Origin of the sequence: Streptomyces sp. NPDC102278 (assembly GCF_044766345.1) — a bacterium.
GTDB lineage: Bacteria > Actinomycetota > Actinomycetes > Streptomycetales > Streptomycetaceae > Streptomyces.
Genome location: NZ_JBIWLV010000011.1, coordinates 33,467 through 57,290, shown reverse-complemented (window position 1 = coordinate 57,290; position 23,824 = coordinate 33,467). Strand labels below are relative to the sequence as shown.

The 23,824-nt window shown below is 73.3% G+C and carries 16 protein-coding genes; 14 read left to right on the top strand and 2 right to left on the bottom strand.

Annotation, left to right across the window (positions count from 1 at the left end):
* The first annotated feature begins 179 nt into the window (after positions 1-179).
* The 3 genes from ACIRO3_RS24915 to ACIRO3_RS24905 all read left to right on the top strand — a co-directional run bounded on the left by ACIRO3_RS24915 (position 180) and on the right by ACIRO3_RS24905 (position 5,908).
* Positions 180-4,124 (top strand): Pls/PosA family non-ribosomal peptide synthetase, encoded by a 3,945-nt coding sequence (locus ACIRO3_RS24915; protein ID WP_404140415.1) that lies wholly within the window; start codon positions 180-182, stop codon positions 4,122-4,124.
* 35 nt (positions 4,125-4,159) lie between these two features.
* Complete coding sequence (locus ACIRO3_RS24910) at positions 4,160-5,566, top strand: M1 family metallopeptidase (RefSeq protein WP_404140412.1); 1,407 nt, start codon at positions 4,160-4,162, stop codon at positions 5,564-5,566.
* 138 nt (positions 5,567-5,704) lie between these two features.
* A complete protein-coding gene (locus tag ACIRO3_RS24905) occupies positions 5,705-5,908 on the top strand; it encodes a cold-shock protein (RefSeq protein ID WP_361786706.1) in 204 nt (67 codons plus the stop codon).
* A 94-nt stretch (positions 5,909-6,002) separates the two neighbouring features.
* Here ACIRO3_RS24905 and ACIRO3_RS24900 read toward each other — a convergent pair whose 3' ends face one another.
* Together ACIRO3_RS24900 and ACIRO3_RS24895 are read right to left on the bottom strand one after the other, a co-directional pair.
* A complete protein-coding gene (locus ACIRO3_RS24900) occupies positions 6,003-7,538 on the bottom strand; it encodes an amino acid permease (protein ID WP_366001400.1) in 1,536 nt (511 codons plus the stop codon).
* 107 nt (positions 7,539-7,645) lie between these two features.
* Entirely contained in the window at positions 7,646-8,626 is a 981-nt protein-coding gene (locus tag ACIRO3_RS24895; RefSeq protein WP_404140794.1) for a hypothetical protein, read from the bottom strand.
* Positions 8,627-8,894: 268 nt separating this feature from the next.
* Between ACIRO3_RS24895 and ACIRO3_RS24890 the strand changes: the two genes are divergently transcribed.
* From ACIRO3_RS24890 to ACIRO3_RS24840, 11 genes are all read left to right on the top strand, one after another.
* The gene (locus ACIRO3_RS24890) at positions 8,895-10,334 is read left to right on the top strand and encodes an FGGY family carbohydrate kinase (protein WP_404140408.1); all 1,440 of its coding nucleotides are present in this window, start codon (positions 8,895-8,897) and stop codon (positions 10,332-10,334) included.
* On the top strand, positions 10,331-11,728 hold the full coding sequence (locus tag ACIRO3_RS24885) for an FAD-dependent oxidoreductase (RefSeq protein WP_404140405.1): 1,398 nt from the start codon (positions 10,331-10,333) through the stop codon (positions 11,726-11,728). The genes ACIRO3_RS24890 and ACIRO3_RS24885 overlap by 4 nt, the downstream gene beginning before the upstream one ends.
* Positions 11,725-12,930, top strand: a complete 1,206-nt coding sequence (locus ACIRO3_RS24880) for an NAD(P)/FAD-dependent oxidoreductase (protein ID WP_404140402.1) — start codon at positions 11,725-11,727, stop codon at positions 12,928-12,930. Before ACIRO3_RS24885 ends, ACIRO3_RS24880 begins: the two co-directional genes overlap by 4 nt.
* A 129-nt stretch (positions 12,931-13,059) precedes the next feature.
* A complete protein-coding gene (locus tag ACIRO3_RS24875; RefSeq protein WP_404140399.1) occupies positions 13,060-14,511 on the top strand; it encodes a hypothetical protein in 1,452 nt (483 codons plus the stop codon).
* A 153-nt stretch (positions 14,512-14,664) separates the two neighbouring features.
* Positions 14,665-15,102, top strand: a complete 438-nt coding sequence (locus tag ACIRO3_RS24870; RefSeq protein ID WP_361786624.1) for a hypothetical protein — start codon at positions 14,665-14,667, stop codon at positions 15,100-15,102.
* Between the two features lie 56 nt (positions 15,103-15,158).
* Positions 15,159-15,362, top strand: a complete 204-nt coding sequence (locus ACIRO3_RS24865) for a hypothetical protein (protein ID WP_366001334.1) — start codon at positions 15,159-15,161, stop codon at positions 15,360-15,362.
* A gap of 29 nt (positions 15,363-15,391) precedes the next feature.
* Positions 15,392-16,165 carry a DUF6338 family protein gene (locus tag ACIRO3_RS24860; RefSeq protein ID WP_404140396.1) on the top strand — a complete coding sequence of 258 codons (774 nt, stop codon included), beginning with the start codon at positions 15,392-15,394 and terminating at the stop codon, positions 16,163-16,165.
* On the top strand, positions 16,162-19,140 hold the full coding sequence (locus tag ACIRO3_RS24855) for a CHAT domain-containing protein (protein WP_404140393.1): 2,979 nt from the start codon (positions 16,162-16,164) through the stop codon (positions 19,138-19,140). The genes ACIRO3_RS24860 and ACIRO3_RS24855 overlap by 4 nt, the downstream gene beginning before the upstream one ends.
* Positions 19,141-19,359: 219 nt before the next feature.
* On the top strand, positions 19,360-21,180 hold the full coding sequence (locus ACIRO3_RS24850; protein ID WP_404140390.1) for a glycoside hydrolase family 15 protein: 1,821 nt from the start codon (positions 19,360-19,362) through the stop codon (positions 21,178-21,180).
* Positions 21,181-21,199: 19 nt separating this feature from the next.
* Positions 21,200-22,147 carry a cyclase family protein gene (locus ACIRO3_RS24845; RefSeq protein WP_404140387.1) on the top strand — a complete coding sequence of 316 codons (948 nt, stop codon included), beginning with the start codon at positions 21,200-21,202 and terminating at the stop codon, positions 22,145-22,147.
* Positions 22,148-22,199: 52 nt separating this feature from the next.
* A complete protein-coding gene (locus ACIRO3_RS24840; protein ID WP_404140384.1) occupies positions 22,200-23,780 on the top strand; it encodes a GMC oxidoreductase in 1,581 nt (526 codons plus the stop codon).
* The last annotated feature ends 44 nt before the right edge of the window (positions 23,781-23,824 follow it).

Below are 23,824 nucleotides of genomic sequence, written 5' to 3'. Positions count from 1 at the left end.
CGCGTTCGCCGCCCCTACCGCCCTTACCGCCCCTTCCGCGCCACACGCAAGGCTTCGACGAGAGGTTTCTCGAACGCCCACTAGACTGGCCGGTTGTTTGGTGCTGGGCCGGAACAACCCGGGCAAACCTGGGCTCCGCCGGCGACCCGGGACACTCCGGGACCGAGACGTGAGGGCCGATGGCAGCCACACCTGACCGCGGTGAACTGACTCTGCTCGACGACGGGGACGGAAAGGGGTCCGAGGGGTCCGACGGGCCCGAGGAGTCCGGCAAGTCCGCCCTCTTCGCCACCGGGCCCGCCGCCCCGCCGCGCACCCTCGTCGACGTCTTCGACGCCACCGTGCGTGCGCACCCCGACGAACTCGCCCTGGACGACGGCTCCGTGCGCCTCTCCTACCGGGCGCTGGCCGTGGAGGTCGAGCGTCGCCGGCGCGGCCTCGTGGCCGCCGGGGTCGTGCGCGGCGACCGGGTCGGCGTCCGCGTGCCGTCCGGGACCAACGAGCTGTACGTGTCCGTCCTGGCCGTGCTCGCCGCCGGCGCCGCCTACGTGCCGGTGGACGCCGAGGACCCGGACGAGCGGGCCGAGCTGGTCTTCGGTGAGGCCGGGGTACGGGCGGTGCTGGGCGCCGGGGAACGCGTCGAGGTCACCGGGCCCCCGGAGGCGCTCGCCGGGGTTCCGCGGGCACCCGCCGCGCGTCCCGGACCCGAGGACGACGCGTGGATCATCTTCACCTCCGGTTCCACGGGCAAGCCCAAGGGCGTCGCCGTCAGCCACCGCAGCGCCGCCGCGTTCGTCGACGCGGAGGCCGCGCTCTTCCTCGCCGAGGAGCCGATCGGGCCCGGCGACCGGGTCATGGCCGGGCTGTCCGTCGCCTTCGACGCGTCCTGCGAGGAGATGTGGCTGGCCTGGCGCCACGGCGCGTGCCTGGTGCCCGTCCCCCGCTCCCAGGTGCGCAGCGGCGCCGACCTCGGCCCCTGGCTGCTGGAACAGGACATCACCGTGGTGTCCACGGTCCCCACCCTCGCGTCGCTCTGGGAGCCCGACACCCTCGCCGACGTCCGGTTGCTGATCTTCGGCGGGGAGGCGTGCCCGCCCGAGCTGACCCAGCGCCTGGTCACCGAGGGTCGTGAGGTCTGGAACACGTACGGCCCCACCGAGGCCACCGTCGTGGCCTGCGCCTCGCTCCTGACCGGCGAGGAACCGATCCGGATCGGCCTCCCGCTGAACGGTTGGGAACTGGCCGTGGTCGACGAGTCCGGCGCACCGGTGCCGATGGGCGGCAGTGGACAGCTCGTCATCGGCGGGGTCGGGCTGGCCCGCTACCTGGACCCGGCGAAGGACGCCGAGAAGTACGCCCCGCTGGAGTCCCTCGGCTGGCCGCGCGCCTACCGCAGCGGCGACCTCGTCCGCGCCGAACCGGAGGGGCTGGTCTTCCTCGGCCGTGGCGACGAGCAGATCAAGCTCGGTGGCCGGCGGATCGAGCTGGGCGAGGTGGACACCGCGCTCCAGGCCCTGCCCGGCGTCGCCGGCGCGGCCTGCGCCGTGCGCACGGCCCGCGGCGGGAACCAACTCCTCGTCGGCTATCTGGTCATCCAGGAGGGCTGGGACCAGGCGGCGGCCGTCGAGCGGCTGCGCTCCGAGTTGCCCGCGGCCCTCGTGCCGCTGCTCGCGCCCGTTCCCGAGCTGCCGACGCGCACCTCCGGCAAGGTGGACCGGGACGCGCTGCCGTGGCCGCTCCCCGAGACGCGGGCCACCGGGCCGGTCGAGCAGTTGTACGGCACCGAGGCCTGGCTCGCCGAACAGTGGGGCGAGACCCTGGGGGTGACCGTCACCGGGGCCGGCGACGACTTCTTCGCGATCGGCGGCAACAGCCTCGCCGCCGCCCGGCTCACCACGCGTCTGCGCACCCGCTACCCGCGCGCGGCCGTCCTCGACATCTACCAGCAGCCCACCCTGCGCAAGCTGGCCCGCCGGTTGGAGAAGTCGGTGCGGGACGAGGACGCGGCCCGGGTCGTCGCACCCGTTCCGCCGCGTTCGCAGGTGGTGCAGTCGCTGCTGCTGCTCCCGCTGTTCACGCTCGTCGGTCTGCGCTGGACGGTGGCGCTGTTGGCCATGGGTAACGTGCTGCACCTGTTCGGCCCCTATCCGTGGGCGCCCACCGCCTCGTGGTGGTGGGTCGTCGTCGGCGCCGCGCTGCTGTTCAGCCCGCCGGGCAGGTTGGCGATCGCGGCCGGCGGCGCGCGCCTGTTGTTGCGCGGGGTGAAGGCGGGGCGCCATCCGCGCGGCGGGAGCGTGCACCTGCGGTTGTGGACGGCCGAGCGGCTCGCCGAGTGCGCCGGTGCCACCTCGCTCACCGGTTCTTGGCTGGAGCGTTACGCGCGCGCCCTCGGCGCCAAGGTCGGGCCCGAGGTGGACCTGCACTCGCTGCCGCCGGTGACGGGCATGCTCAAGCTCGGCCGCGGCTGCGCCGTGGAGTCCGAGGTGGACCTCAGCGGGCACTGGTTGGACGGGGACCGGCTGGAGATCGGCCCGGTGAGGATCGGCGCGGGCGCGGTGGTCGGCACCCGCAGCCTGCTCTTCCCGGGTGCGCGGGTCGGCAAGCGGGCCGAGGTCGCCCCGGGTTCCGCCGTGGCCGGACAGGTTCCTACCGGCCAGCGCTGGGCGGGGGCTCCCGCCGTCAAGCTCGGCAAGGCCAAGCGCAACTGGCCCCGGGAACGCCCGCCGCGCGGGCTGCGGTGGCGCGCGGCATACGGGGCGGCAGGATTCGGCCTGACGGCCCTGCCGGTGCTCGCCGCCGTGCCCGCCCTGCTCGTGGTCGGCCGGTTCGTGCCGGCCGACGCCGGGCTCCTCGCGGCGCTGCGCGGGGCCCTGCTCGCCGTGGTGCCCGGGGCGCTCGCGTTCGGGGCGGCGTACGCGCTGTTGCTGCTGGTGTCCGTACGGCTGCTCAGCCTGGGCCTGCGCACGGGTACGCATCCGACGCACGGCAGGATCGGCTGGCAGGCGTGGACGGTCACCCAGCTGATGGACCTGTCCCGGGAGACCCTGTTCCCGCTGTACGCCGGGCTGATCACTCCGGTGTGGCTGCGGCTGCTGGGCATGAGGATCGGCCGGGGCGCGGAGGTGTCCACGGTGCTCGCGCTGCCGAGTCTGACCACCGTCGGCGAGGGCGCGTTCCTCGCCGACGACACCCTGACCGCCCCGTACGAACTGGGTGGCGGCTGGATGCGGATCGGGCATTCCGAGATCGGCCGCCGGGCGTTCCTCGGCAACTCCGGCATGACCGCGCCGGGCCGCTCGGTGCCGGACGGCGGGCTGGTCGGCGTGCTGTCGGCGACCCCGAAGAAAGCCAAGAAGGGCAGTTCGTACCTGGGCCTGCCGCCGGTCCGGCTGCCCCGGTCCACCGCGGACGCCGATCAGAGCCGGACCTACGACCCGCCCGCGCGGCTGCTGTGGGCGCGGGGCCTGGTGGAGCTGTGCCGCATCGTTCCGGTGTTCTGCTCGGCGGCGCTGGCCGTGCTGACGGTGGCGGCGCTGTGCGCGCTGGGCACGGCGGGCGGTCCGGGACTCGCGGGCACGGCACTGCTGTCCGGTCTGGTCCTGCTCGCCTCCGGTGTGACCGCGTGCGGGGTCACCGTGGCCGCGAAGTGGCTGCTGGTGGGGCGCCACCGGACGGGGGAGCACCCGCTGTGGAGCGGGTTCGTGTGGCGCAACGAGCTGGCCGACACCTTCGTCGAGGTGCTGGCCGTGCCGTGGCTGGCCGGATCCGTACCCGGAACGCCGGTGCTGGCGCTGTGGCTGCGCGCGCTCGGTGCCCGGATCGGCCGGGGCGTGTGGTGCGAGAGCTACTGGTTGCCCGAGATGGACCTGGTGACGTTGGGCGACGCGGTCAGTGTGAACCGCGGCTGCGTGTTGCAGACGCACCTCTTCCACGACCGGATCTTGAGGACGGATACTGTGGTCCTCCGTGAGGGCTCCACCCTGGGGCCGGGCGGCATCGTCCTGCCCGGGAGTACGGTCGGTGCCCACAGCACACTGGGTCCCGCCTCCCTCGTGATGGCCGGGGAATCCGTCCCCGCCGACACCCGTTGGCTGGGCAACCCGATCGAGGCGTGGCGGACCTGAGAGGGCCCGAGCACAGCGCAGGGAGCGGAAGCGGCATGAGCGGCCAGAGAACAGCGGCGTCCGACCCGTACTTTCCGGCCAACGGCGACCCCCGTTACCGTGTGCACCGCTACGAACTCGCTCTGGAGTACCGTCCCGGCCCCAACCGGCTCGCCGGGACGGCCCGGCTCAGCGCGATCGCCGGCCGGGCGCCGCTCTCCGAGTTCCACCTGAACCTGGCCGAGTTCCGGATAGGCCGGGTCCTGGTGAACGGCCGGGCGCCGCATTTCGCCCACCGCGGCGGGAAGCTGCGTGTCCGTCCCGCAAAGCCGCTCGCCGCCGGCGCCGCCTTCACGGTGGAGGTGCACTGGGCGGGCAATCCCAAGCCGGTCCGCAGCCCCTGGGGCGGCATCGGCTGGGAGGAGCTGACGGACGGCGCGCTGGTGGCCAGCCAACCGGTCGGCGCGCCCTCCTGGTACCCGTGCAACGATCGGCCGGCGGACAAGGCCTCGTACCAGATCTCGGTCAACACGCCGTCCGCCTACACGGTGGTGGCCGGCGGTCGGCTGCTCACCCGCACGACCAAGGCCAGCACGACCACCTGGGTGTACGAGCAGTCCGCGCCGACCTCCAGCTATCTGGTGGGCCTGGCCATCGGGGCGTTCCAGACGGTGCTGCTCGGCGACCCCGGGCTCGGCGGGGTGCCGCAGACCGCCCACGTACCGGCCCACCTGCTGCCCCGCTTCTCCCGCGACTTCGCCCGGCAGCCCGCGATGATGCGGTTGTTCGAGGAGCTGTTCGGGCCCTATCCCTTCGGCGAGTACGCGGTCGTGGTCGCCGACGAGGAGCTGGACGTGCCGGTGGAGGCCCAGGGGTTGTCCCTCTTCGGGGCCAACCACGTGGACGGTGCACGCGGGTCGGAGCGGCTCGTCGCCCACGAGCTGGCGCACCAGTGGTTCGGCAACAGCGTGAGCATCGCCGACTGGCGGCACATCTGGCTGAACGAGGGCTTCGCGAAGTACGCGGAATGGCTCTGGTCGGAGCACTCCGGCGGCCGCACCGCGCACGCGCTGGCCCTCGGCGCGCACCGGCTGCTGTCCTCGCAGGCCCAGGACCTCACCCTGGCGGACCCCGGCCGCAAGCTGATGTTCGACGACCGCCTGTACCAGCGCGGGGGTCTGGCCGTGCACGCGGTCCGCTGCGCCCTGGGCGACGGCGCGTTCTTCCGCATGCTGCGCGACTGGGCGGCGGCGCACCGCCACGGCGTGGTGACGACCGCGGGTTTCATCGGCCACGTGGGCCGCTACGCGGCCGAACCTGTCGACGACCTGTTCGCGACCTGGCTGTACGAGCCGGCCCTGCCGCCGCTGCCCTCGCCGTCGCTGCGGCCGCCGGTACCGGCGCGTCCCGGGTACCCGCCGGCGAACGGCGCGCCCGCCCGCAGGGGTCGCGACTCCACCTGACGTGCCGCCGAACGGAGGCTTCCCGCCTGGCGTACGCGGGCGCGGATCGGGGTAGTCCTGCTGCCGAAGCCCGGCGGCGCCGCGCTTCGGGGCCGTCCCGACCGGGCCGGTTCCCCGTGTGGACGAAGGATGTTCAGCATGGCCAGTGGCACCGTGAAGTGGTTCAACTCGGAGAAGGGCTTCGGCTTCATCGCCCAGGAGGGTGGCGGGCCGGACGTGTTCGCCCACTACTCCAACATCGCGGGCTCGGGCTACCGGGAGCTCTCCGAGGGGCAGGCCGTGACGTTCGACGTGACCCAGGGGCAGAAGGGGCCGCAGGCCGAGAACATCGTGGTCGCCTGAACGGTCCGCACGGAACGCGAAGCGTGGCTTCATCCCGCCCGCGTCGCCCGGCCACCATCCGGTGGCCGGGCGACGCGGGTTCCGTGTCCCGCGCTCAGACGATGTCCTCGGCGATCTCCGCCTGTTCCCGGGCGTTCCCGTAGGCCGACGGGGTGCCGTAGGAGCGTCGGGCGACGTACCACCACACGCTGGCGAGCACCAACACCACCGCCAGGGCGATCACCGCGTAGTTCATCGAGTCGATGGTGACCGGGGACTTTTGCGGCAGGCAGAACAGGACGGTGACGACGGCCACCCAGACGACGGCGATCCAGCCGATCGGCCTGCTCCAGCGGCCCAGGCTCCACGGGCCGGGCTCGAACCGGTCGCCGGCGCGGAGTCGCAGATAGATCGGGATGGCGTAGGCCGGGGTGATGCCGATGACGTTGATGGCGGTCACGGCGCCGTAGGCGGTGGCGGAGTAGAGGGACGGCAGGGCGAGCACGCCCGCGACGACGACCGACAGCCAGACCGCCGGGACGGGCGTCTGGGTTCGGCTGCTGACCTTGCGCCACAGCGCTGAGCCGGGAAGGGCGTTGTCCCGGCTGAACGCGAAGACCATCCGGCTCGCCGCGGCGACCTCGGCGTTGCCGCAGAAGAGCTGCGCGACGATGACGACGAGCAGCAGGGCGGTGGCGCCACCGGTGCCGAGGGCGTCGAGGAAGATCTGGGCGGGCGGGACGCCGGTGGCGCTGTTCTGGACGGCCGCGTAGTCCTGGATGGCGAAGGTGAGCCCCGCGAGCAGGGCGAATCCGGCGATCCAGGAGACCCAGATGGCCCGGACGATGCCCTTGGCGGCGGAGACGGAGGCGTTCGAGGTCTCCTCGGAGAGGTGCGCGGAGGCGTCGTAGCCGGAGAAGGTGTACTGGGCGAGCAGCAGGCCGACCGCCGCCACGTAGAACGGGTTGGCCCAGCCGGTGTCGTTGACGAACTCGGTGAAGACGAACGAGGCCGACTGGTGGTGGTCGGGGACGAGGGCCAGGGCGCCGACGATCACCGCGACACCGGCCAGGTGCCACCAGACGCTGATGGAGTTGAGCACGCTGACGAGGCGGACGCCGAAGAGGTTGAGCGTGGCGTGCAGCAGCAGGATGCACAGGAAGATCAGGAACGTGGAGCCGGCGGTCGGCACGAAGCCGAACTGGAGGTTGAGGAAGGCTCCGGTGAACAGGGCGGCGCCGTAGTCGATTCCGGCGATCGCGCCGAGCAGACCCAGCAGGTTCAGCCAGCCGGTGTACCAACCCCAGCGGCGTCCGCCGAGCCGGTCGGCCATGTAGTACAGCGCCCCCGACGTGGGATAGGCGCTGGTCACCTCGGCCAGGGCGAGGCCCACGCAGAGCACGAAGAGACCGACGCCGACCCAGCCCCACAGCATCACGGCCGGGCCGCCGGTGCCCAGGCCGAATCCGTACAGGGTCATGCAGCCGGAGAGGACGGATATGACCGAGAAGCTGATGGCGAAGTTGCCGAAGCCGCCCATGCGGCGGGCGAGGACGGGCTGGTAGCCCAGTTCCCTGAGTCGTTCCTCCTCGTCGTGTCGGGGTGGGGCTGCCTTGCGGTCCTGGCGGGATTCCCATGCGGTTCGGGACATGGCGGTACCTCCGGGGGTGGTGGAACGCGGGGACGGTGGGGCGCGGGGACGGTCGGGCGCGGGGAGCGGGCCCGGGGGCGTCGCGGGAGCGGTGCCGCAGGGGTGGTTCAGTCCCGGCCGGCCAGGCTGCGGGACCTGGCCTGCAGGAACACCTCCTCGGCGGCTGCCGGGTCGGACGGGGCGCGGGTGCGGTACGCCCACGGCAGGGTGGTCCAGTACCGGCCGATCGCGTCGAAGACCCGGGCCGCGTCGTCGAACCGGAGGGCTCCCCACAGGGCGTGGGCCAGGTGATTCACATCGAGCGGGGAGGCGTGGGTCGGGTCGGCGTGGCGGAACCAGACGTCCAGGGCGTGGCCGGCGTCGCGGACGGCGTCCTCGGCGACCCAGTGCAGGTCCAGGGCCCTGTCCTGGCCGTCTTCACGGCGGTAGCGCTCGACGCGCACGTAGAGCGGCAGCACGTGGACGGCGGACCCGGGCGGAGCGGAACCGGCCGCCCAGTGCACGAAGTTGGCCGCGTCGGAGAGGGGTCGCGCCGTGCGCGCGTACACGAACTGGAGCATCCGGTGGTACGCCTCGCGGTTGTACGGGTCCCGCCGGTCCGCTTCCGCGAGGATGCCCCAGGGTCCCGTCGGCAGCATCGGGCCGGGAGGCGGGAGGCGGTGCTCGTCCATCTGGTGGTGCTCGTCGAGGAGGGCGAGGGCGAGCAGGCAGATCCACGGCACGGGGTCGGCGGGGCTGAGGGTGGCGGTGGCGTTGCAGGCCTGCCAGGCCTCTTCCCACAGTTCGTGGGTGCGCTGGTGTCCGGCGCGGTGGGCGCGGACGGCGCGCTCGACGGTGACCCGGGTGTGCATCACGGTCGCCGCGAGGCTTCGTGGTTGCTCGGTGCGCCACGCCTGGACGACGTCGGTTCCGGCGGCGACGGCGGCGAGGACCTGGGTGCGTTGGGTCCACAGCCCCCACCCGTCCGTCCGCTCGAGTAACCGCTCCATCGACACCCAGCGACCGGTGCGCAGATCCTGAACGGCGAGACGCAGTTCGTTGTCGTGGCCGGCGGGGTGGTAGACGGGCCGGAAGTCTCCGCCCGCCATCACCTCGTCCCGGTCGACGGGACGCGGGGTCGGGGGCGATGTGTGGTGGTCGTGTTCATCGGCGATCACTATAGAACGAGTGAACGGATGCGCATCGGAAAACTTGATCGACCGCAAGTATCAAGTCACCGGGAACATATGACTTTGCGTCAGCCACCCCGCGCGGGTCGCCGGCGGATCTTGACGGGTGACGTCCGCTGGTGGAGGCTTCCGACCGACGATCAAGCGTCCGGAGATCAATCGGGTGGACCCCGGGAACGGAGCGGTGATGACGGGACCGGTGCTCGCGGTCGACCAGGGCACCTCGGGAACCAAGGCCCTCGTCATCTGCCCGATCCGCGGGGTCATCGGCTCGGGTTCCGCACCCGTACGCCCCCGCCACCTGCCGGGAGGGCGGGTGGAGGTCGCCCCCTTCGAGCTGCTGGAGTCGGTGGTCGAAGCCGGGCGCGCCGCACTGGCGGCGGCCGGTGAGCCCGTGGTGGCGGTGGGGTTGGCCAACCAGGGGGAGACGGTCCTCGCCTGGGATCCGGCGAGTGGTGAGCCGCTCACCGAGGCCATCGTCTGGCAGGACCGGCGCGCCGAACCCCTCTGCTCCGAACTCGCCGCGCACGCCACGTGGTTGCGGGAGCGGACGGGACTGCCGCTCGACCCGTACTTCGCCGCCCCCAAGATGGCCTGGATACGCCGTCACCTGACCCGGGCCGGTGTCGTGACGACGAGCGACGCATGGCTGGTACACCGTCTCACCGGCGCGTTCGTCACCGACGCGGCGACCGCGGGCCGTACCCAACTGCTGGACCTGGAGACCGTTCGATGGTCGGACGAGGCACTCGGCGCCTTCGACCTCTCGGACGAGCGGCTGCCGGAGATCGTCGACGCGGACACCCTCGTCGGCACCACCGACGCCTTCGGGCCCGAACTGCCCTTGACGGGGCTGCTCGTCGACCAACAGGCGGCGCTCCTCGCCCAGAGCATCACCGAACCCGGCACCGCCAAGTGCACCTACGGAACGGGGGCGTTCCTGCTCGCGCAGACCGGCCCACTCCCCCGCCGCAGCACCTGCGGCCTGGTCGGCTGTGTGGCCTGGCGGATCGCCGGACGCACCGACTACTGCCTGGACGGACAGGTGTACACGGCCGCGTCCGCCGTGCGCTGGCTGACCGACCTCGGCGTGATCTCGGGCGCCGAGGACATCGACACCGTGGGCGGCGGCGTCCCGGACTCCGGGGGCGTCACCTTCGTGCCCGCGCTCGCCGGGCTCGCCGCCCCCTGGTGGCGGGGCGACCTGAGGGGATCGGTCACCGGCCTCGGCCTCGACACCACGGCCGGGCACCTGGTGCGCGCCCTGTGCGACGGCGTCGCCGCCCAGGTCGCGGAACTCGCGGACGCGGTCGCCACCGATCTGGGCACACCCCTCACGTCCCTGCGCGTCGACGGCGGGCTGACCCGTTCCGCGCTGCTCATGCAGGCCCAGGCCGATCTGCTCCGGATCCCCGTGGAGGTCTCGGCGCTGCCCGACGCCACGGCGCTCGGTGTCGGCGCGGTCGCCCGGCTCGGTCTGGATCCGTCGCTCACCGTCCGCGAGGTCGTCCCGCGGTGGAAGCCGGCCGCCGTCTACGAGCCGAGGGGCGACGCCGACCAGGCCGCCGAGCGCCGCGCACGGTTTCGCACCGCGGTGTCGGCGCTGCTCGGAGACGGCCCGGCATGAGCGTCACCACCCGGGGCGCCCTGCCGGTCGCGGCCTACGACGTGACGGTCGTCGGGGCGGGCGTGGTGGGTGCGGCGATCGCCCGCGAACTGGCCCGCCTCCCCCTGCGCGTCGCGCTGGTCGAGGCGTCCGACGATGTCGGCGCCGGCACGTCCAAGGCCAACACCGCCATCCTGCACACCGGTTTCGACGCGGTGCCCGGTTCCCTCGAAGCCCGGCTGGTCCGGGACGGACAGCGGCTGCTCACCGCGTACGCCGCCGAGAGCGGCATCCCGGTCGAACCCCTCGGGGCGCTCCTGGTCGCCTGGGACGCGGAGCAGTGGGCCGCGCTGCCGGGCCTCGCCGACAAGGCCGTGCGCAACGGCTACCGTGCGGCCCGAATCATCCCGGCCGAGGAGGTCCGCGCCCGCGAACCCCGTCTCGGGCCCGGCGTGAGGGGGGCGCTCGACGTACCGGGCGAGTCCGTGATCTGCCCCTGGACGACCACGCTCGCGTACGCCACGCAGGCGGTCCGCGCCGGCGTCGACCTGCACCTCGACTGCCGTGTCCGGTCGATCGCTCCGGGGGACCCGCACATCCTCGCGACGACTCGGGGACCGTTGCGCACCCGCCACCTCGTCAACGCGGCCGGCCTGTACGCCGACGGGATCGACCGGCTCCTCGGCCACGCGGACTTCACCGTGACGCCGCGCCGGGGCCAGTTGATCGTGTTCGACGAACTCGCCCGCGACCTCGTCCGGCACATCCTGCTGCCGGTACCGGGTGCGCTCGGCAAGGGGGTGCTGGTGTCGCCGACCGTGTACGGGAACGTGCTGCTCGGGCCGACCGCCGAGGACCTGGACGACAAGACGGCCACCGGATCCACCGCCGAGGGACTGGCACTGCTGCGCGAGAAGGGCCGGCGGATCCTGCCGGCGCTGTTGGAGGAGGAGGTCACCGCCGTGTACGCGGGGTTGCGGACCGCCACCGAGCACGACGACTACGCGATCAGGGCCCACCCCGCGCAGCGGTACGTCACCGTGGGCGGGATCCGCTCGACGGGTCTGACCGCCTCGATGGCGATCGCCGCCCACGTGGTGGAACTGCTCGCCGACGGCGGCCTGCCCGTGACCGGCGCCCGCGAGCCGGCGCCGGTACGGATGCCGAACCTGGGCGAGGCGTTCCCCCGTCCGTACCGCGACGCGCGGATGATCGAGGCGGACCCGGAGTACGGCAGGATCGTCTGCCACTGCGAGCGCGTGACCCGCGGGGAGATCCGCGACGCGTTCGCGTCGACGATCCCGCCCGCCTCGCCCGACGGACTGCGCCGGCGTACCCGCGCCCGGGGCGGCCGCTGTCAGGGCTTCCACTGCGGCGCCGCCGTCCGCGCCCTGTTCGAGGAGGTCCGGCGGTGAACCGCGCGGTCGACGTCCTGGTCGTCGGGGCCGGTCCCGCCGGGCTGACCCTGGCCGCCCGTCTCGCCGGCGCGGGCGCCGGGCGCATCGAGGTCCTGGAGCGCGAGGGGGAGGCCGGCGGGGCGCCCCGCCACTGCCACCGGGGCCTCGGCCTCGGCTGGGACGGTGCGCGGCCGTTCCGTCCCTGGCTGCTTGGCCCCTCGTACGCACGGGAGTTGACGGCGCAGGCCGTGAGAGCCGGGGCCGATGTCCGGACCGGCGTCAGCGCCACCGGCTGGGCGGGCCCGCTGACGTTGGAGACCACGAGCCCGGCGGGCCTGGAGCGGATCACGGCCCGGGCGGTGGTCCTCGCCACGGGCGCCCGTGAGCGTCCCCGCAGCGCCCGCCTGGTACCGGGGTGCCGTCCGGCGGGTGTCTTCACCACCGGGGAGTTGCAGCAGTGGGTCCACCTGTACGGCGGGACCGTCGGCGGGCGGGCCGTGGTGGTCGGCGCCGAGCCGGTGGCCCGGCACGCGGTGCGCACCCTTCGGCGCGCGGGCGCGGACGTGGTGGCGATGGTCACCGACCGTCCGCGCGCCCGCGCCCTCCCGGGAGTGCCGCTGCTCACGACCACGACCGTCGACGAACTGCGCGGCAGGGAACGCCTGTCGGGCGTGGCCGTCCGCCACCGGGACGGCAGGTCGGCGGTCCTCGCCTGCGACACGGTGGTGTTCACCGGCGACTGGATCCCCGACCACGAACTGGCCCGCCGCGGCGGCGTCGCCCTGGACCCGGGCACCCGCGGCCCCGGCGTGGACGCGTCCTTCCGCACGGGGACACCGGGCGTCTTCGCGGTCGGCAACGCGCTGCGCGGCGTCGAACGTGCCGCCACGGCGGCCTCGGAGGGCGCCGCCGCCGCGCCGCCGGTCCTGGCGCATCTGGCGGGGACGCCCTGGCCGGAGCCGGGCCCGCTCCTGGTCGTGCGGGCCCCGCTGGTGTGGGTGACACCGAACCGTCTCACGGGCGCCGCCGGGCGTCCGTTGCTGCTCCGGTCCGGGGAGCCTCTGGCCTGGCCGTCGGTGACTGTTCGTCAGGACGACCGTCTGCTGTGGCGCCGTCGGATCCCCCGCCCGGTGTCGCCGTCCCGGTCGCTGCGGCTGCCGGCGGGGTGGACGGCCCGGGTCGATCGGGCGGGTGGGCCGGTCGTGGTGTCGCTCGCCTGAACCCGGCGGGGTCGGGGTGCGTGTGGGCGGTGGCCGGTTACCGCTGTCGCGGTGAACCCGCCTGGCATGATCGACCCTCACGTTACTTCCCAGTAGCGCAGCCTCCCCCCACCAGAAGGCCTTACGTACGTGCGCACGCTCGCCAGACGCCTCCTCCTCCCCGCCCTCACCACGCTGGCTCTCGCCGCCACCGGTTGTGCCTCGACCCCGCACACCGGCGCCGCCGGGACCACCACCCCCACCCCCCTCGCTTCCGAAGCCGACGGCACGCGACGACTCGACGTCGCCGCGGCTCCGGTGGACTCCCCCACGCCGACGGCCGTCGCCCGGGCGGGCGCCGGCGACGCGAAGGGCGCCCCGAAGGCGTCCTCGTTGAAGGTCGCCTCCTACGACCGGAACACCGGACGGGCCGTCCTGTCCGGTTCCCCCCGAACGGTCAGGCCGTCGCCGGGCAGCTCCCCGGCCCCCGACAAGCCCGTCGCCGTGGGCGACGTCATCGCCGGCGCGCCCACGCCGGGTGCCCCCGACGGGCTCCTCGCGAAGGTCACCGAGGTCGGCGCGAAGACCCCGCTGGGCACCGAGGTCAAGACGGCGCCCACGACCTTGTCCTCCGTCCTGGACGACGACAAGGCCGACGGCAAGGTCCCCGTCGACCCGGCGTCGATCACGGTCAAACCCCTGATGAAGGGCGTCACGTTCTCCTGGGCCAAGAGCCCGGGCGTCCGGTTCGGCCCCGAGGGCGCGAAGCTGCCCTCGGGTACCCTCCGGCTCGATGTGGACGCCCCCGTCGACACCGCGCCGGGCGCCCCCGTCTCGGCCGGCGCCTCGGTCTCCGGGTTCGTCCAGCTCGCCCCCGCGGTGGAGTTCTCGTACGACGGCTCGGGCGGCTCCGGCCCCCGATCCGCCTTCCTGGGCATGAGTGGTGACTGGTCCTCCCGGTGGAGCCTCAAGGGTCGTGCCGCCGCGAGCACGGGAGCCCCCCGGCGGATCCCGTTCGCCACACTGCACGGCGCCCCGGTCATCCAGGTGGGCCCGGTACCGGTGGTCGTCACGCTGGACCTGACGTACTACATCCAGGTCGAGGCCGACGGACGCGTCACCCTCGACGTGCGGCAGGACGTCAAGGGCGACTTCCGTGTCGGTGGCGGCTACGCGGCGGGCAAGGGCTGGAGCCCGGTCAGCGCCTCGCACGTCCGGAGCACGCCGGTGAAGGCCGAGGTCACCGCCGATGGGCGCGTCAAGGGCGCGCTCGGCGCCGAGGCCACCGTCGGCCTGTACGGGGCCGTGGGCGTCTCCGCGGACTTCGCCCCCTACCTGCGCGCGGAGGCCGAGGCCAAGGCGTCCGCCTCCACCGGCGGCAAGGCCGCCGGGAGCGGCGCGTGGGCCCTGTTCGGCGGATTCGACCTCAGCGGGCAACTCCAACTCAAGCTCTCCCTGTTCGGCACGCCCACCTTCGAACACCGCATCCCGCTGGGCACCCTGAACCGCGAGTGGCCGCTGACGAGCGGCAAGACCGGCCACCAGAGCGTGTCGGCGGCGCGCTCACCGGGTGACTCCGCCCGCGCGCGGACGGGGACGTAGGGGGGCGGACGTAGGGGCGTGCGCTCGGTGGTGCGCAGGAGCGCGTGCGCCGGTTCGACGAGCCCGATTGCGCGCCGGCCCTTGCACACCGCGGCATCCCGAGGCCAGTCTGAGGGCGAGACCCCACGACAGCCCCGGCGAAACAGGAGTCGCATGTTCTCCCTCACGCTCGCCCCGCAGGCACACGGGACACTGGTGGACACCCTCCGCCAACTGGTGGACGCCTCCGGGCTCGTCATCACGCTGCGAAGCCCCGAGGGCCTGGAGGCAACGGTCGGCGCCATAGTCGAGGTGGCTCCGCGCCTCTCCGAGGACCATGACATCAAGGGCAACGGACTGATCGTCAGCCGCGTCGGCATGTACCGCGTCGTCTGGGGCGTGGTCCGCTGCCCCGGCGGGAGCCTCGCGGTGCTGGCGCCGCTGCCGGAAGAGGACAGGTCGGAGTACGACGGCTGGGCCAGGCACTTCCGCATCGAGACACTCGACCCGATCGGCACGCTCGCCGAACGCGGTTACGGGGTGAACGGCGGCGGCAACGGCACGGTCCTCGACGGCGAGTTCGCCCGGGCCTTCTCGCACGCGAGCGTCTGAACGCGGCGCACACCGTCCGGGTGCCCCTGTCCGAACCCCCGCCCACCGGAGTGACCTTGTCCAGTCCGTGGAAGTCCGACGACGCCGAGACCGGCGCCGACGAAGAACTGAACCCCGACGGCCACCGGGCCACCGACATGCCGTCGCTCGGCGATCCCGCGCGCATCGCGCTGCCGGACCCCTTCGCCGAGGCGGACGCCGAACTGCTCCGTCAGCCGGCCCCTTCCGCCGACCCCGAGCCCGCCGACGACAGCGACTGACCCGAGGAGGCCGAGAAGAGCACCCGCCGATGCCAACGACGTTCGCCGCCCTCGCCGTGCTGCTGGCGGCCGCGGCCCCCGGATACGCGTTCGTCCGCATGGTCGAGGTCAAAGTCCCCCGGCGTCGCCGGAGTTCGGCGATGGAGATCGTCGATCTGGTCTGCGTCGGCGCCGCCGGCAGCCTCGTCGCCGTCCTCGCGGTGCTCGTCCTGGCCCGCCACTGGACGGCGTTGTTGCCGCTGAACGGTCTCCTGCGCGGCGCCGACTACCTGCGCCCGCACGCGTGGCAGGCGATCTGGTCGGCGACCCTCGCCCTCGCCGTCAGCGTCGGCCTGTCCGCTGCCGCGGGCCTCGCCGAGACCTGGCGCCGCCGCTCGGCCACCCGCAGTACCCCGGCCTCCGCCTTCCACCGGGTCGCCGAGTCGACACCCGCGGGCCACCATCCCTTCCTGGCCGTGCACTTGACCGACGGTCGGGTCTGGGAGGGGTTCCTGAAGGGCATGGACGACGACCGGGGCCCGCTGGGCGAGGGCGATCTCGTCCTCCAGGGACCCCTCGCGCTCACGGTTCCCGCACAGCGCCGCCTGCGCCACCCCGCCGAGTTCGTCGTGCTGCCGGGGTCACAGATCGTCCTCGCGTACGGAACCTATCTGCGCCCCGAGCCACGGCCGACGCCACCCGGTGCGGCGCCCTCGCCCGGTACGACGACCGGCGCCGCTCCCCGGACATCCGGGCCGGCGGCGCCCGCAACCGCACCCTCACACCCACCGCGTCCCGCCGTTTCACCCGAGGCGATGTCATGAGGCCGCGCGAGGACGCCCGAGCGGACCCCGCACCCGCGACGCCCACGGGGCGGGCGCTCGCGGCCCTCGGCGTCACGGAACCGCGCGGCCCGTCCCGTCTGCACCACCTGCGTGCCGCGGTCCTGCTGGACCGGTCGCCCGACGCTGTCGAGGAGGTCCGCGAGATCGCCGCCCGGGCCCACGCGGACAAGGACGACGACCTGCTCGGGCGGGCGCACCACATGCTCGCCCAGTACGCCTGGCAGAAGGACGACTACCCCTCGACGATCGAACACGCCGACCTCGCCCGCGCCGCCTGCGAGCGGTCCGGCGACCGGGTCGGCGCCGCGCGCGCGGCCCAGTCCCGGGCGAACGTCCTGCGGATCACCTCCGACCGGCGTGCGACGGCGGCCCTCACCGAAGCGCTGGTACTGGCCAGGTCCGCTCAGGACGCCGTCACCGAGGCCACGCTCTGGCTGGACCTCGCCCTGGTGGCGCAGAAGTCGGGCGACACCGTCACCTACGCGGCGAGGATCGAGGAGGCCGAGCGCTGCCTGCGTCCCTCGCTCGTCGCGGCCGGGCACGCGGCGCGCAACCTCGGGGAGGTCAGGGAGCAACTACGTGACGTACCGGCGGCGCGGGACCACTACGGCCGGGCCGTGCGCCTGTACCAGGACGCCGACGCCCCCGCGTCCGTGACCGCCACCGCCCTGCTGTGGTGGGGGCGTACCGAACGCGTCCAAGGGGACGCCGAGCGCAGCCGGGAACTGCTGGAAGCCGCCGTGCGGAAGGCGACTTCGGGTGGTGGCGACCTGGTGGCCGAGGCCGAGAGCCGCCGCGAACTGGCACTGGCCGACACGCTCGCGGGGAATCTGCGCGAGGCCATGGACGGCTATCGCCGCGCCCGTTCCGCGCTGAACCGGACGCGCGGGGCGAACCCCCTCACGCTCGCCAACATCGAGTTCGAACTGGGCGACCTCCTCGGGGTGTTGTCGGACGCGGAACACTCCCGCACCCACTACGAGGAGGCCTTTCGCTGGTACGAGGCGGCGGACGAGCCGCGCGGACTCCACAACAGTGCGCGCGAGTTGGCCGATCTGGCCATGGACGACGCCGAGCCGGCCGCCGCCCGGATCCTGTTGACGCGCTCCGTCGGCCCGTTGGGACGGCAGAGCGCCGATCCCATGAACCGGCTCCGTCTGCTCACCTCGCTGGGCCGGCTGCTGTCCCTGGAAGCGCCGGCCGCGCCGGATCCCGAAGCCCACCGCCGTCGCGCCGGACGGGTGCTTGCCGCCGCGCTGGAGGGGTTCGAGCGGCTCGGGCAGCTGCGCAACCAGGCGCTGGTGCTGCTCACCGCACTGCGCGGTGGCATCGGGGTGGGCGGGTACCCGCCGATGGAGGCCGGCGCGGAGGCGATCCGCCGTTACGCCCGGGCCCATGACCGCCTGGGCGAGATCGACGGACAGTTCGCCCTGGCGCAGGCCTGGTTGGAGGCCGGCGACGAGCAGCGCGCGCTGGCCTGCGGGCGCGGCGCGCTGCTCGCGGTCGAGGAAGTCCGGGCCACGTCCCCGGACGCGGTCACCCGGGCCGGCTTCCTCCACGGGGCGCGGTCCGCGGCGCTGCCGCTGCTCGTTCTCGCCGTGTCCGGGGATCCCGCCTTCGCCGAGCGGTGGTTGGAGTCCGCACGCGACTGGGCCGTCACCGGCGCCCTGCGTACCGGCGCGGCCGATCTCTCCCCGGCGTTCCGGCGGCTGCACGCCGCCCTGCGGCGGCACGAGGAGGAGCGGCCCGCGGCCACGGTCCCGGCCGAGGAACGGGCGGCGTGGCACACGGCCCACCGGAGCCTGCACCAGGACCTGTTCTTCGCCTTCACACAGTCCCTGCCCACCACGGAACAGCGCTCCGCGGCCGGTACGAGCGTGGGCGATCCCGGGACCGGGGACGAACAGGGTGGCCGGCGCCCGCTCCGCGGCGACGCGTACTCCCTCTACGTCGAGCCGTTCACCAGGAGGGACGGGGTCGTCGAGGTCGTCTCGGTCTGCCGGCACCCGGACGGAACCCTGGAAGCGGCGCACGGCCCGCTGTCGGCCGACGCGGCCGCGCTCCTCGCCACGTTCCGAGACGACGAGGACTTCGAGGAGGACTCCGGCGGGGGCACCGGGCGGGAGGGCCCCGTCCTCGCCCGGGCGGCCGCCGGTTGGTCCGGGTTGGCCGACCGTCTCCTGCCGGCGCGATTGCGCTCCGCACTGGACGCGGCCTCGACGACCGAACCGATCCGACTGTTCGTCCTTCCCGCGAACGAGCTGTGGAACGTCCCCTACGCGGCTCTGCCGCTGCGCGCGGGCGCGGGGCAACTCCTCGACAAGGCCGTGATCACCCTGACGCCTTCGACGCGCGTCCTTCCGACCCGGCAGGAGCGACGCGGTCCGGAGCACGCGCGCGAGGGTGATCGTTCGATCGTCGGGCTGTTCTCGCCGGACGCGCCGATGGGAGAGGACGAACTGCGGCGCCTGCGGGAGTTCACGCGGGTGCGGTGCGTCGCCACCCACGCCGAGTTGGCGAGCGCACTGGCCGACGAGTCGGCGGATCTGCTCTACTGCGCCGCGCACGGCGAGGCGGGCCACCGCCCCGGACAGGACATCCTCACCGAGGCGGGGGCGCTCAACGACTGGTCGGTGCTGGAACTGGCGGTGCCCGCCACCGTGGTCCTCGGCTGCTGCGGCAGCGGCCGCGTCTGGCACCAGCAGGGCAGCGAGCCCTCCGGCCTGGCCCTCGGCTTCATGCTCGCCGGCGCCCGTCAGGTGGTCGCACCCCTGAAGAAGGTGCACGGCAGTGCCTGCGCGGCGCTCCTGCCCGACCTGGCGCAGCGGGTGCTGGACGGGCAGGCGCCCGCCGCCGCCCTGCGTGACCTGCAGCGTCGTGCGCGCGACAGCGCCGTCGCGCCACGACTGCGGGGCGAATGGCACCTGTTCCACTGCGTCGGTGTCGTCGGCTGACGCCCGGTGCGGGCGGACCGGCGTGTCCCGCGTCCGGCCGCGCCGGCCGTTCCCGCACCGACCGCCGATGCGTCGCGACGCTCCGTAGTCGCCGGCCGCCTCGTCCCGGGCTCGTCCCGCAGGCGCACCAGGCGCACCAGGCGCAACAGACGCAACAGGCACATCAGCCGCTTCTGGAAGATAGTGAGATCAGGGGATCTCCTTCATCTGGGGACGCACATGGACCGATACCCGCCCATCGCCGAGCACGGCCTCATAGGCGACCTGCAGACCGCCGCGCTGGTCACGTCACGGGGGGTCGTGGACTGGTTCGCGGCGCCGCGCTTCGACTCGCCCAGCATCTTCGCCTCCTTGCTCGACCACGACCGGGGCGGGTACTTCCGACTCGCGTCCACCGATTCCCAGGCCACCTGCAAGCAGCTCTACTACCCGGACACCGCTCTTCTGGTCACCCGCTTCATGTCGCCCGACGGGGTCGGCGAGGTCATCGACTGGATGGCTCCGAACACCGGCAGCGCCCCCGCGGACCGGCACACCCTGATCCGGACCGTGCGCACGGTGCGGGGCACCGTCAGCTTCGACCTGGAGTGCCGTCCGCGTTTCGACTACGCCCGGGCCTCGCACGAACTCGTCGTGCGGCCGGGCGTCTCCACTTTCCGCGCGCCGGGCGTGACCGCGTTCCTGCAGAGCACCTTCCCCCTGGAGCGGGACGGCGACGATCTCCGCGGTTCGGTCACGCTGAACGTCGGGGAGACCGCGGCGGCCGTCCTCACGGTCTGCGGCGCGGGCGCCGAGGCGCCGCCCGCGCTCGGCGTCGACGGGATCACCCAGGAGCTCTGGGACTCGGCGGACTTCTGGCAGAAGTGGGTGCGCGGCTCCAACTACCGGGGCCGCTGGCCCGACATGGTCAACCGTTCCGCGATCACCCTGAAGCTGCTCACCTACGCTCCCAGTGGCGCCCCGGTCGCCGCGGCCACCATGGGCCTGCCCGAACAGGTCGGTGGCGAACGGAACTGGGACTACCGCTACACCTGGGTGCGCGACGGTTCGCTGTCCGTCCGGGCGTTGCTCGACCTCGGCTTCGTCGAGGAGGCCAACGCCTTCGTGCACTGGCTCGGTGACCGCCTGCGCGAGACGGAGGGCAAGACCGGCGAACCCCTGCAGATCATGTACCGGGTCGACGGGGAACCCCTGCTCACCGAGGAGATCCTCGGGCATCTGGAGGGCTACCGCGGCTCGGCTCCGGTGCGGCTCGGCAACGCGGCCGCGGACCAGTTGCAGCTGGACATCTACGGCGAGGCGCTCTACGCCCTGTCGGCGGGACACGAGGTCGCCGCCCAGGCCGGCTACCGCGGCTGGAAGGTGCTCGCCCGGACCCTGGACTGGCTGGCCGACTCCTGGGACCGCCCCGACGAGGGCATCTGGGAGACGCGCGGCGGCCGCAAGGACTTCACGTACAGCCGGGTCATGTGTTGGGCCGCCTTCGACCGCGGTCTGAAGCTGGCCGCCGAGTTCAGCCGGCCCGGCGACACCGACGTCTGGAGGACGGCCCGCGACGCCATCATCGAGCAGGTGATGGAACGCGGCTGGAGCGAATCCATCGGGGCCTACGTGCAGCACTACGGCGGGCAGGACATCCTGGACGCCTCTCTGCTCCTCATGCCCCGGGTGGGGTTCGTGAGCCCCCGGGATCCGTCGTGGCTGTCCACCCTGGACGCGATGGACCGCACCCTGGTGTCCGACAGCCTCGTCTACCGGTACGACCCGGCGGCCTCTCCGGACGGACTGCGCGGCTCCGAAGGCACCTTCAGTCTCTGCACCTTCCTGTACGTGGACGCGCTCGCCCGGGCGGGACGGCTGCGTCCGGCCCGGTACACGTTCGAGAAGATGCACACCTACGCCAACCACGTCGGGCTCTTCGCCGAGGAGGTGGGCCCCAGCGGCGAGCAACTCGGCAACTTCCCGCAGGCCTTCACCCACCTGTCGCTCATCACGGCGGCCTGCACGCTCGACGAAGCCCTCGACCGGCAACGCGACTGACGTGGCCGGGGAGGAAGCGGTGCCCGCGGGAGCCCGGTCACGGCCGGGAGTTCCACCGCGCCAGAGCCCCGCGGAGTTCGAGGCCCTCTACCGCCGCCTGCGGGACCGGGCGACGAGCGACGTCCGGGGCGCGGTGGCCACGATCACGCCCGAGCACGTCAGGGCGGCGGCGGACGAGATCCGCAGCGGCCGGACGGTGACGCTCGCGGCGCCGATCGAGACGCGGCCCTCCCCCGACAATCCGGAACCGGCCGCCCACCGGCTCACCGGCCCGGCCCGGAGCGAGGTCCACGCGCACGGGCTCCACTTCGCCCTCGACCACTTCGAGATGAACGTGCACGGCAACGCCGACAGCCACCTCGACGCCCTCTGCCACGTCGTCTACGACGGGACCCTGCACGGTGGCGTCGACGCGGCAACGCTCACCCCCGAGGGCGCGGTGGCCCTGTCGGTGGACTCGGTCAGGGACGGCATCGTCGGCCGAGGGGTCCTGCTCGACATCCCGCGGCTGCGCGGGGTGCCGTGGCTGGAGCCCGGTGACCACGTCACCGCCGACGACCTGTCGGCCGCGGAGCGGAGCCAGCGGGTCGAGGTCGGCGAGGGCGACCTGCTGTTCGTCCGGGTCGGCCACCGCCTCAGACGCACCGAGCTGGGCCCCTGGGACGCCGCGCACTCGCGCGCGGGCCTGCACCCCTCGGCGATGGAGTTCCTCGCCGATCGCCACGTCGCCCTCCTGGGCGGCGACGGCAACAACGACACGGCGCCGAGCATCACGGACGGCGTGGACTTCCCGGTGCACGTCCTGGGCGTGCACGCCCTCGGGTTGTACCTCCTGGACTACCTCCGGTTCGAGGACGTGGTGCCGCTCTGCGAGGAGGCCGGCCGCTGGTCGTTCTTCTGCGTGGTCGCGCCACTGCGCCTGTCCCGGGCCACCGGCTCGCCGGTCAACCCCATCGCCGTCCTGTGACCGCCGGTCCGAAGGCGGGCAACCCCACACCATCGACATCAAGGTGGCCGCCATGGCCGACAACCAGCGGTACGACGTCATCGTCATCGGCACCGGAGCCGGCGGCGGCACCATCGCCCACCGCCTCGCCCCGAGCGGGAAGCGCATCCTGATCCTGGAGCGCGGCGGCTACCTTCCCCGGGAACGCGACAACTGGGAGTCCACCGCGGTCTTCGTCAAGGGCAAGTACCGGGCACCCGAGTTCTGGTACGACAGACACGGTGACCGGTTCCCGCCGGAGGTCAACTACTACGTCGGCGGAAACACCAAGTTCTACGGCGCCGCGCTGTTCCGGCTGCGACCGCAGGACTTCGGCGTGCTGCGCCACCACGGCGGGCTCTCGCCGGCCTGGCCGATCGGCTACGAGGACCTTGAGCCGTACTACACCCAGGCGGAGCACCTGTACCTCGTGCACGGTCGGCACGGCGAGGATCCCGGCGAGGGTCCGGTGAGCGCCCAGTACGCCTACCCGCCGGTGGCGCACGAGCCGCGGATCCAGCAGCTCAGCGAGGACCTCACGGACCACGGGCTGCACCCCTTCCACCTGCCGATCGGGGTGAACCTCGTCCAGGACGCGCAGGGCCGCGCCACCCACGAGAGCGTGTGCATCCGCTGCGACCGGGTGGACGGCTTCCCCTGCCTCCTCGGCGGCAAGGCGGACGCGCAGGTGATCTGTGTCGACCCCGCCCTGCGGCACGACAACGTGGAGATGATCACCGGCGCCGACGTCCGCAGGCTGGAGACCGACGACGGCGGCGGCACGGTCACCGGGGTCGTCGCGACGATGGAGGACGGCTCGCAGGCGCGCTTCCGCGCCGACATCGTGGTGGTGGCGTGCGGCGCGGTGAACTCCGCGGTGCTGTTGCTGCGTTCCGCGAACGAGCGGCACCCCGGCGGCCTGGCGAACAGTTCGGACACGGTCGGCCGGCACTACATGCGGCACAACAACCTGGCGCTGATGGCGGTCTCGAAGGAACCGAACGACACCCGTTTCCAGAAGACCCTCGCCCTGAACGACTGGTACCTGGGCGCCGACGACTGGGACTTCCCGCTCGGCGGCATCCAGATGTTGGGCAAGTCCGACGCGGACCAGATCAAGGGCGAGGCGCCCCACTGGACCGGACTGCTCTCGCCCGACATGCCGTTCGAGGTGATGGCCCACCACGCGGTGGACTTCTGGCTGTGCGGCGAGGACCTCCCGCTGCCGGAGAACCGCGTCACCCTCGACGGGAACGGCGACGTCCACCTGGCCCTCGACGAGAAGAACAACGTCGAGGGGCTGAAGCGGCTGCGGCACAAGCTGCGGGGGATGCTCGACGCGCTCGGCATGCACCCGCACCATCTGCTCCCCCACAGCCTCTACCTGCACAAGGGGATGCCGATCGGCGCCACCGCCCACCAGGCCGGCACCGTCCGTTTCGGCACCGACGCGCGGACCTCGGCGCTCGACGTGAACTGCAAGGCCCACGACCTCGACAACCTCTACGTCGTCGACACCAGCTTCTTCCCGAGCATCGGCGCGGTGAACCCGTCCCTGACCGCCATCGCGAACGCGATGCGCGTCGGTGACGTCATCGCCGAACGCCTGGGTTGAGGCGCGGTGGACCCGGTCGCGGCGGCGCCGACCGTCGTCGTGGT

Excerpts from the sequence above, each read along its gene's own strand:
- ACIRO3_RS24915 (WP_404140415.1), top strand. The coding sequence starts at position 180 with ATGGCAGCCACACCTGACCGCGGTGAACTGACTCTGCTCGACGACGGG.
- ACIRO3_RS24910 (WP_404140412.1), top strand. The coding sequence starts at position 4,160 with ATGAGCGGCCAGAGAACAGCGGCGTCCGACCCGTACTTTCCGGCCAAC.
- ACIRO3_RS24905 (WP_361786706.1), top strand. The coding sequence starts at position 5,705 with ATGGCCAGTGGCACCGTGAAGTGGTTCAACTCGGAGAAGGGCTTCGGC.
- ACIRO3_RS24900 (WP_366001400.1), bottom strand. The coding sequence starts at position 7,538 with ATGTCCCGAACCGCATGGGAATCCCGCCAGGACCGCAAGGCAGCCCCA.
- ACIRO3_RS24895 (WP_404140794.1), bottom strand. The coding sequence starts at position 8,626 with ATGGCGGGCGGAGACTTCCGGCCCGTCTACCACCCCGCCGGCCACGAC.
- ACIRO3_RS24890 (WP_404140408.1), top strand. The coding sequence starts at position 8,895 with ATGACGGGACCGGTGCTCGCGGTCGACCAGGGCACCTCGGGAACCAAG.
- ACIRO3_RS24885 (WP_404140405.1), top strand. The coding sequence starts at position 10,331 with ATGAGCGTCACCACCCGGGGCGCCCTGCCGGTCGCGGCCTACGACGTG.
- ACIRO3_RS24870 (WP_361786624.1), top strand. The coding sequence starts at position 14,665 with ATGTTCTCCCTCACGCTCGCCCCGCAGGCACACGGGACACTGGTGGAC.
- ACIRO3_RS24860 (WP_404140396.1), top strand. The coding sequence starts at position 15,392 with ATGCCAACGACGTTCGCCGCCCTCGCCGTGCTGCTGGCGGCCGCGGCC.
- ACIRO3_RS24855 (WP_404140393.1), top strand. The coding sequence starts at position 16,162 with ATGAGGCCGCGCGAGGACGCCCGAGCGGACCCCGCACCCGCGACGCCC.
- ACIRO3_RS24850 (WP_404140390.1), top strand. The coding sequence starts at position 19,360 with ATGGACCGATACCCGCCCATCGCCGAGCACGGCCTCATAGGCGACCTG.
- ACIRO3_RS24840 (WP_404140384.1), top strand. The coding sequence starts at position 22,200 with ATGGCCGACAACCAGCGGTACGACGTCATCGTCATCGGCACCGGAGCC.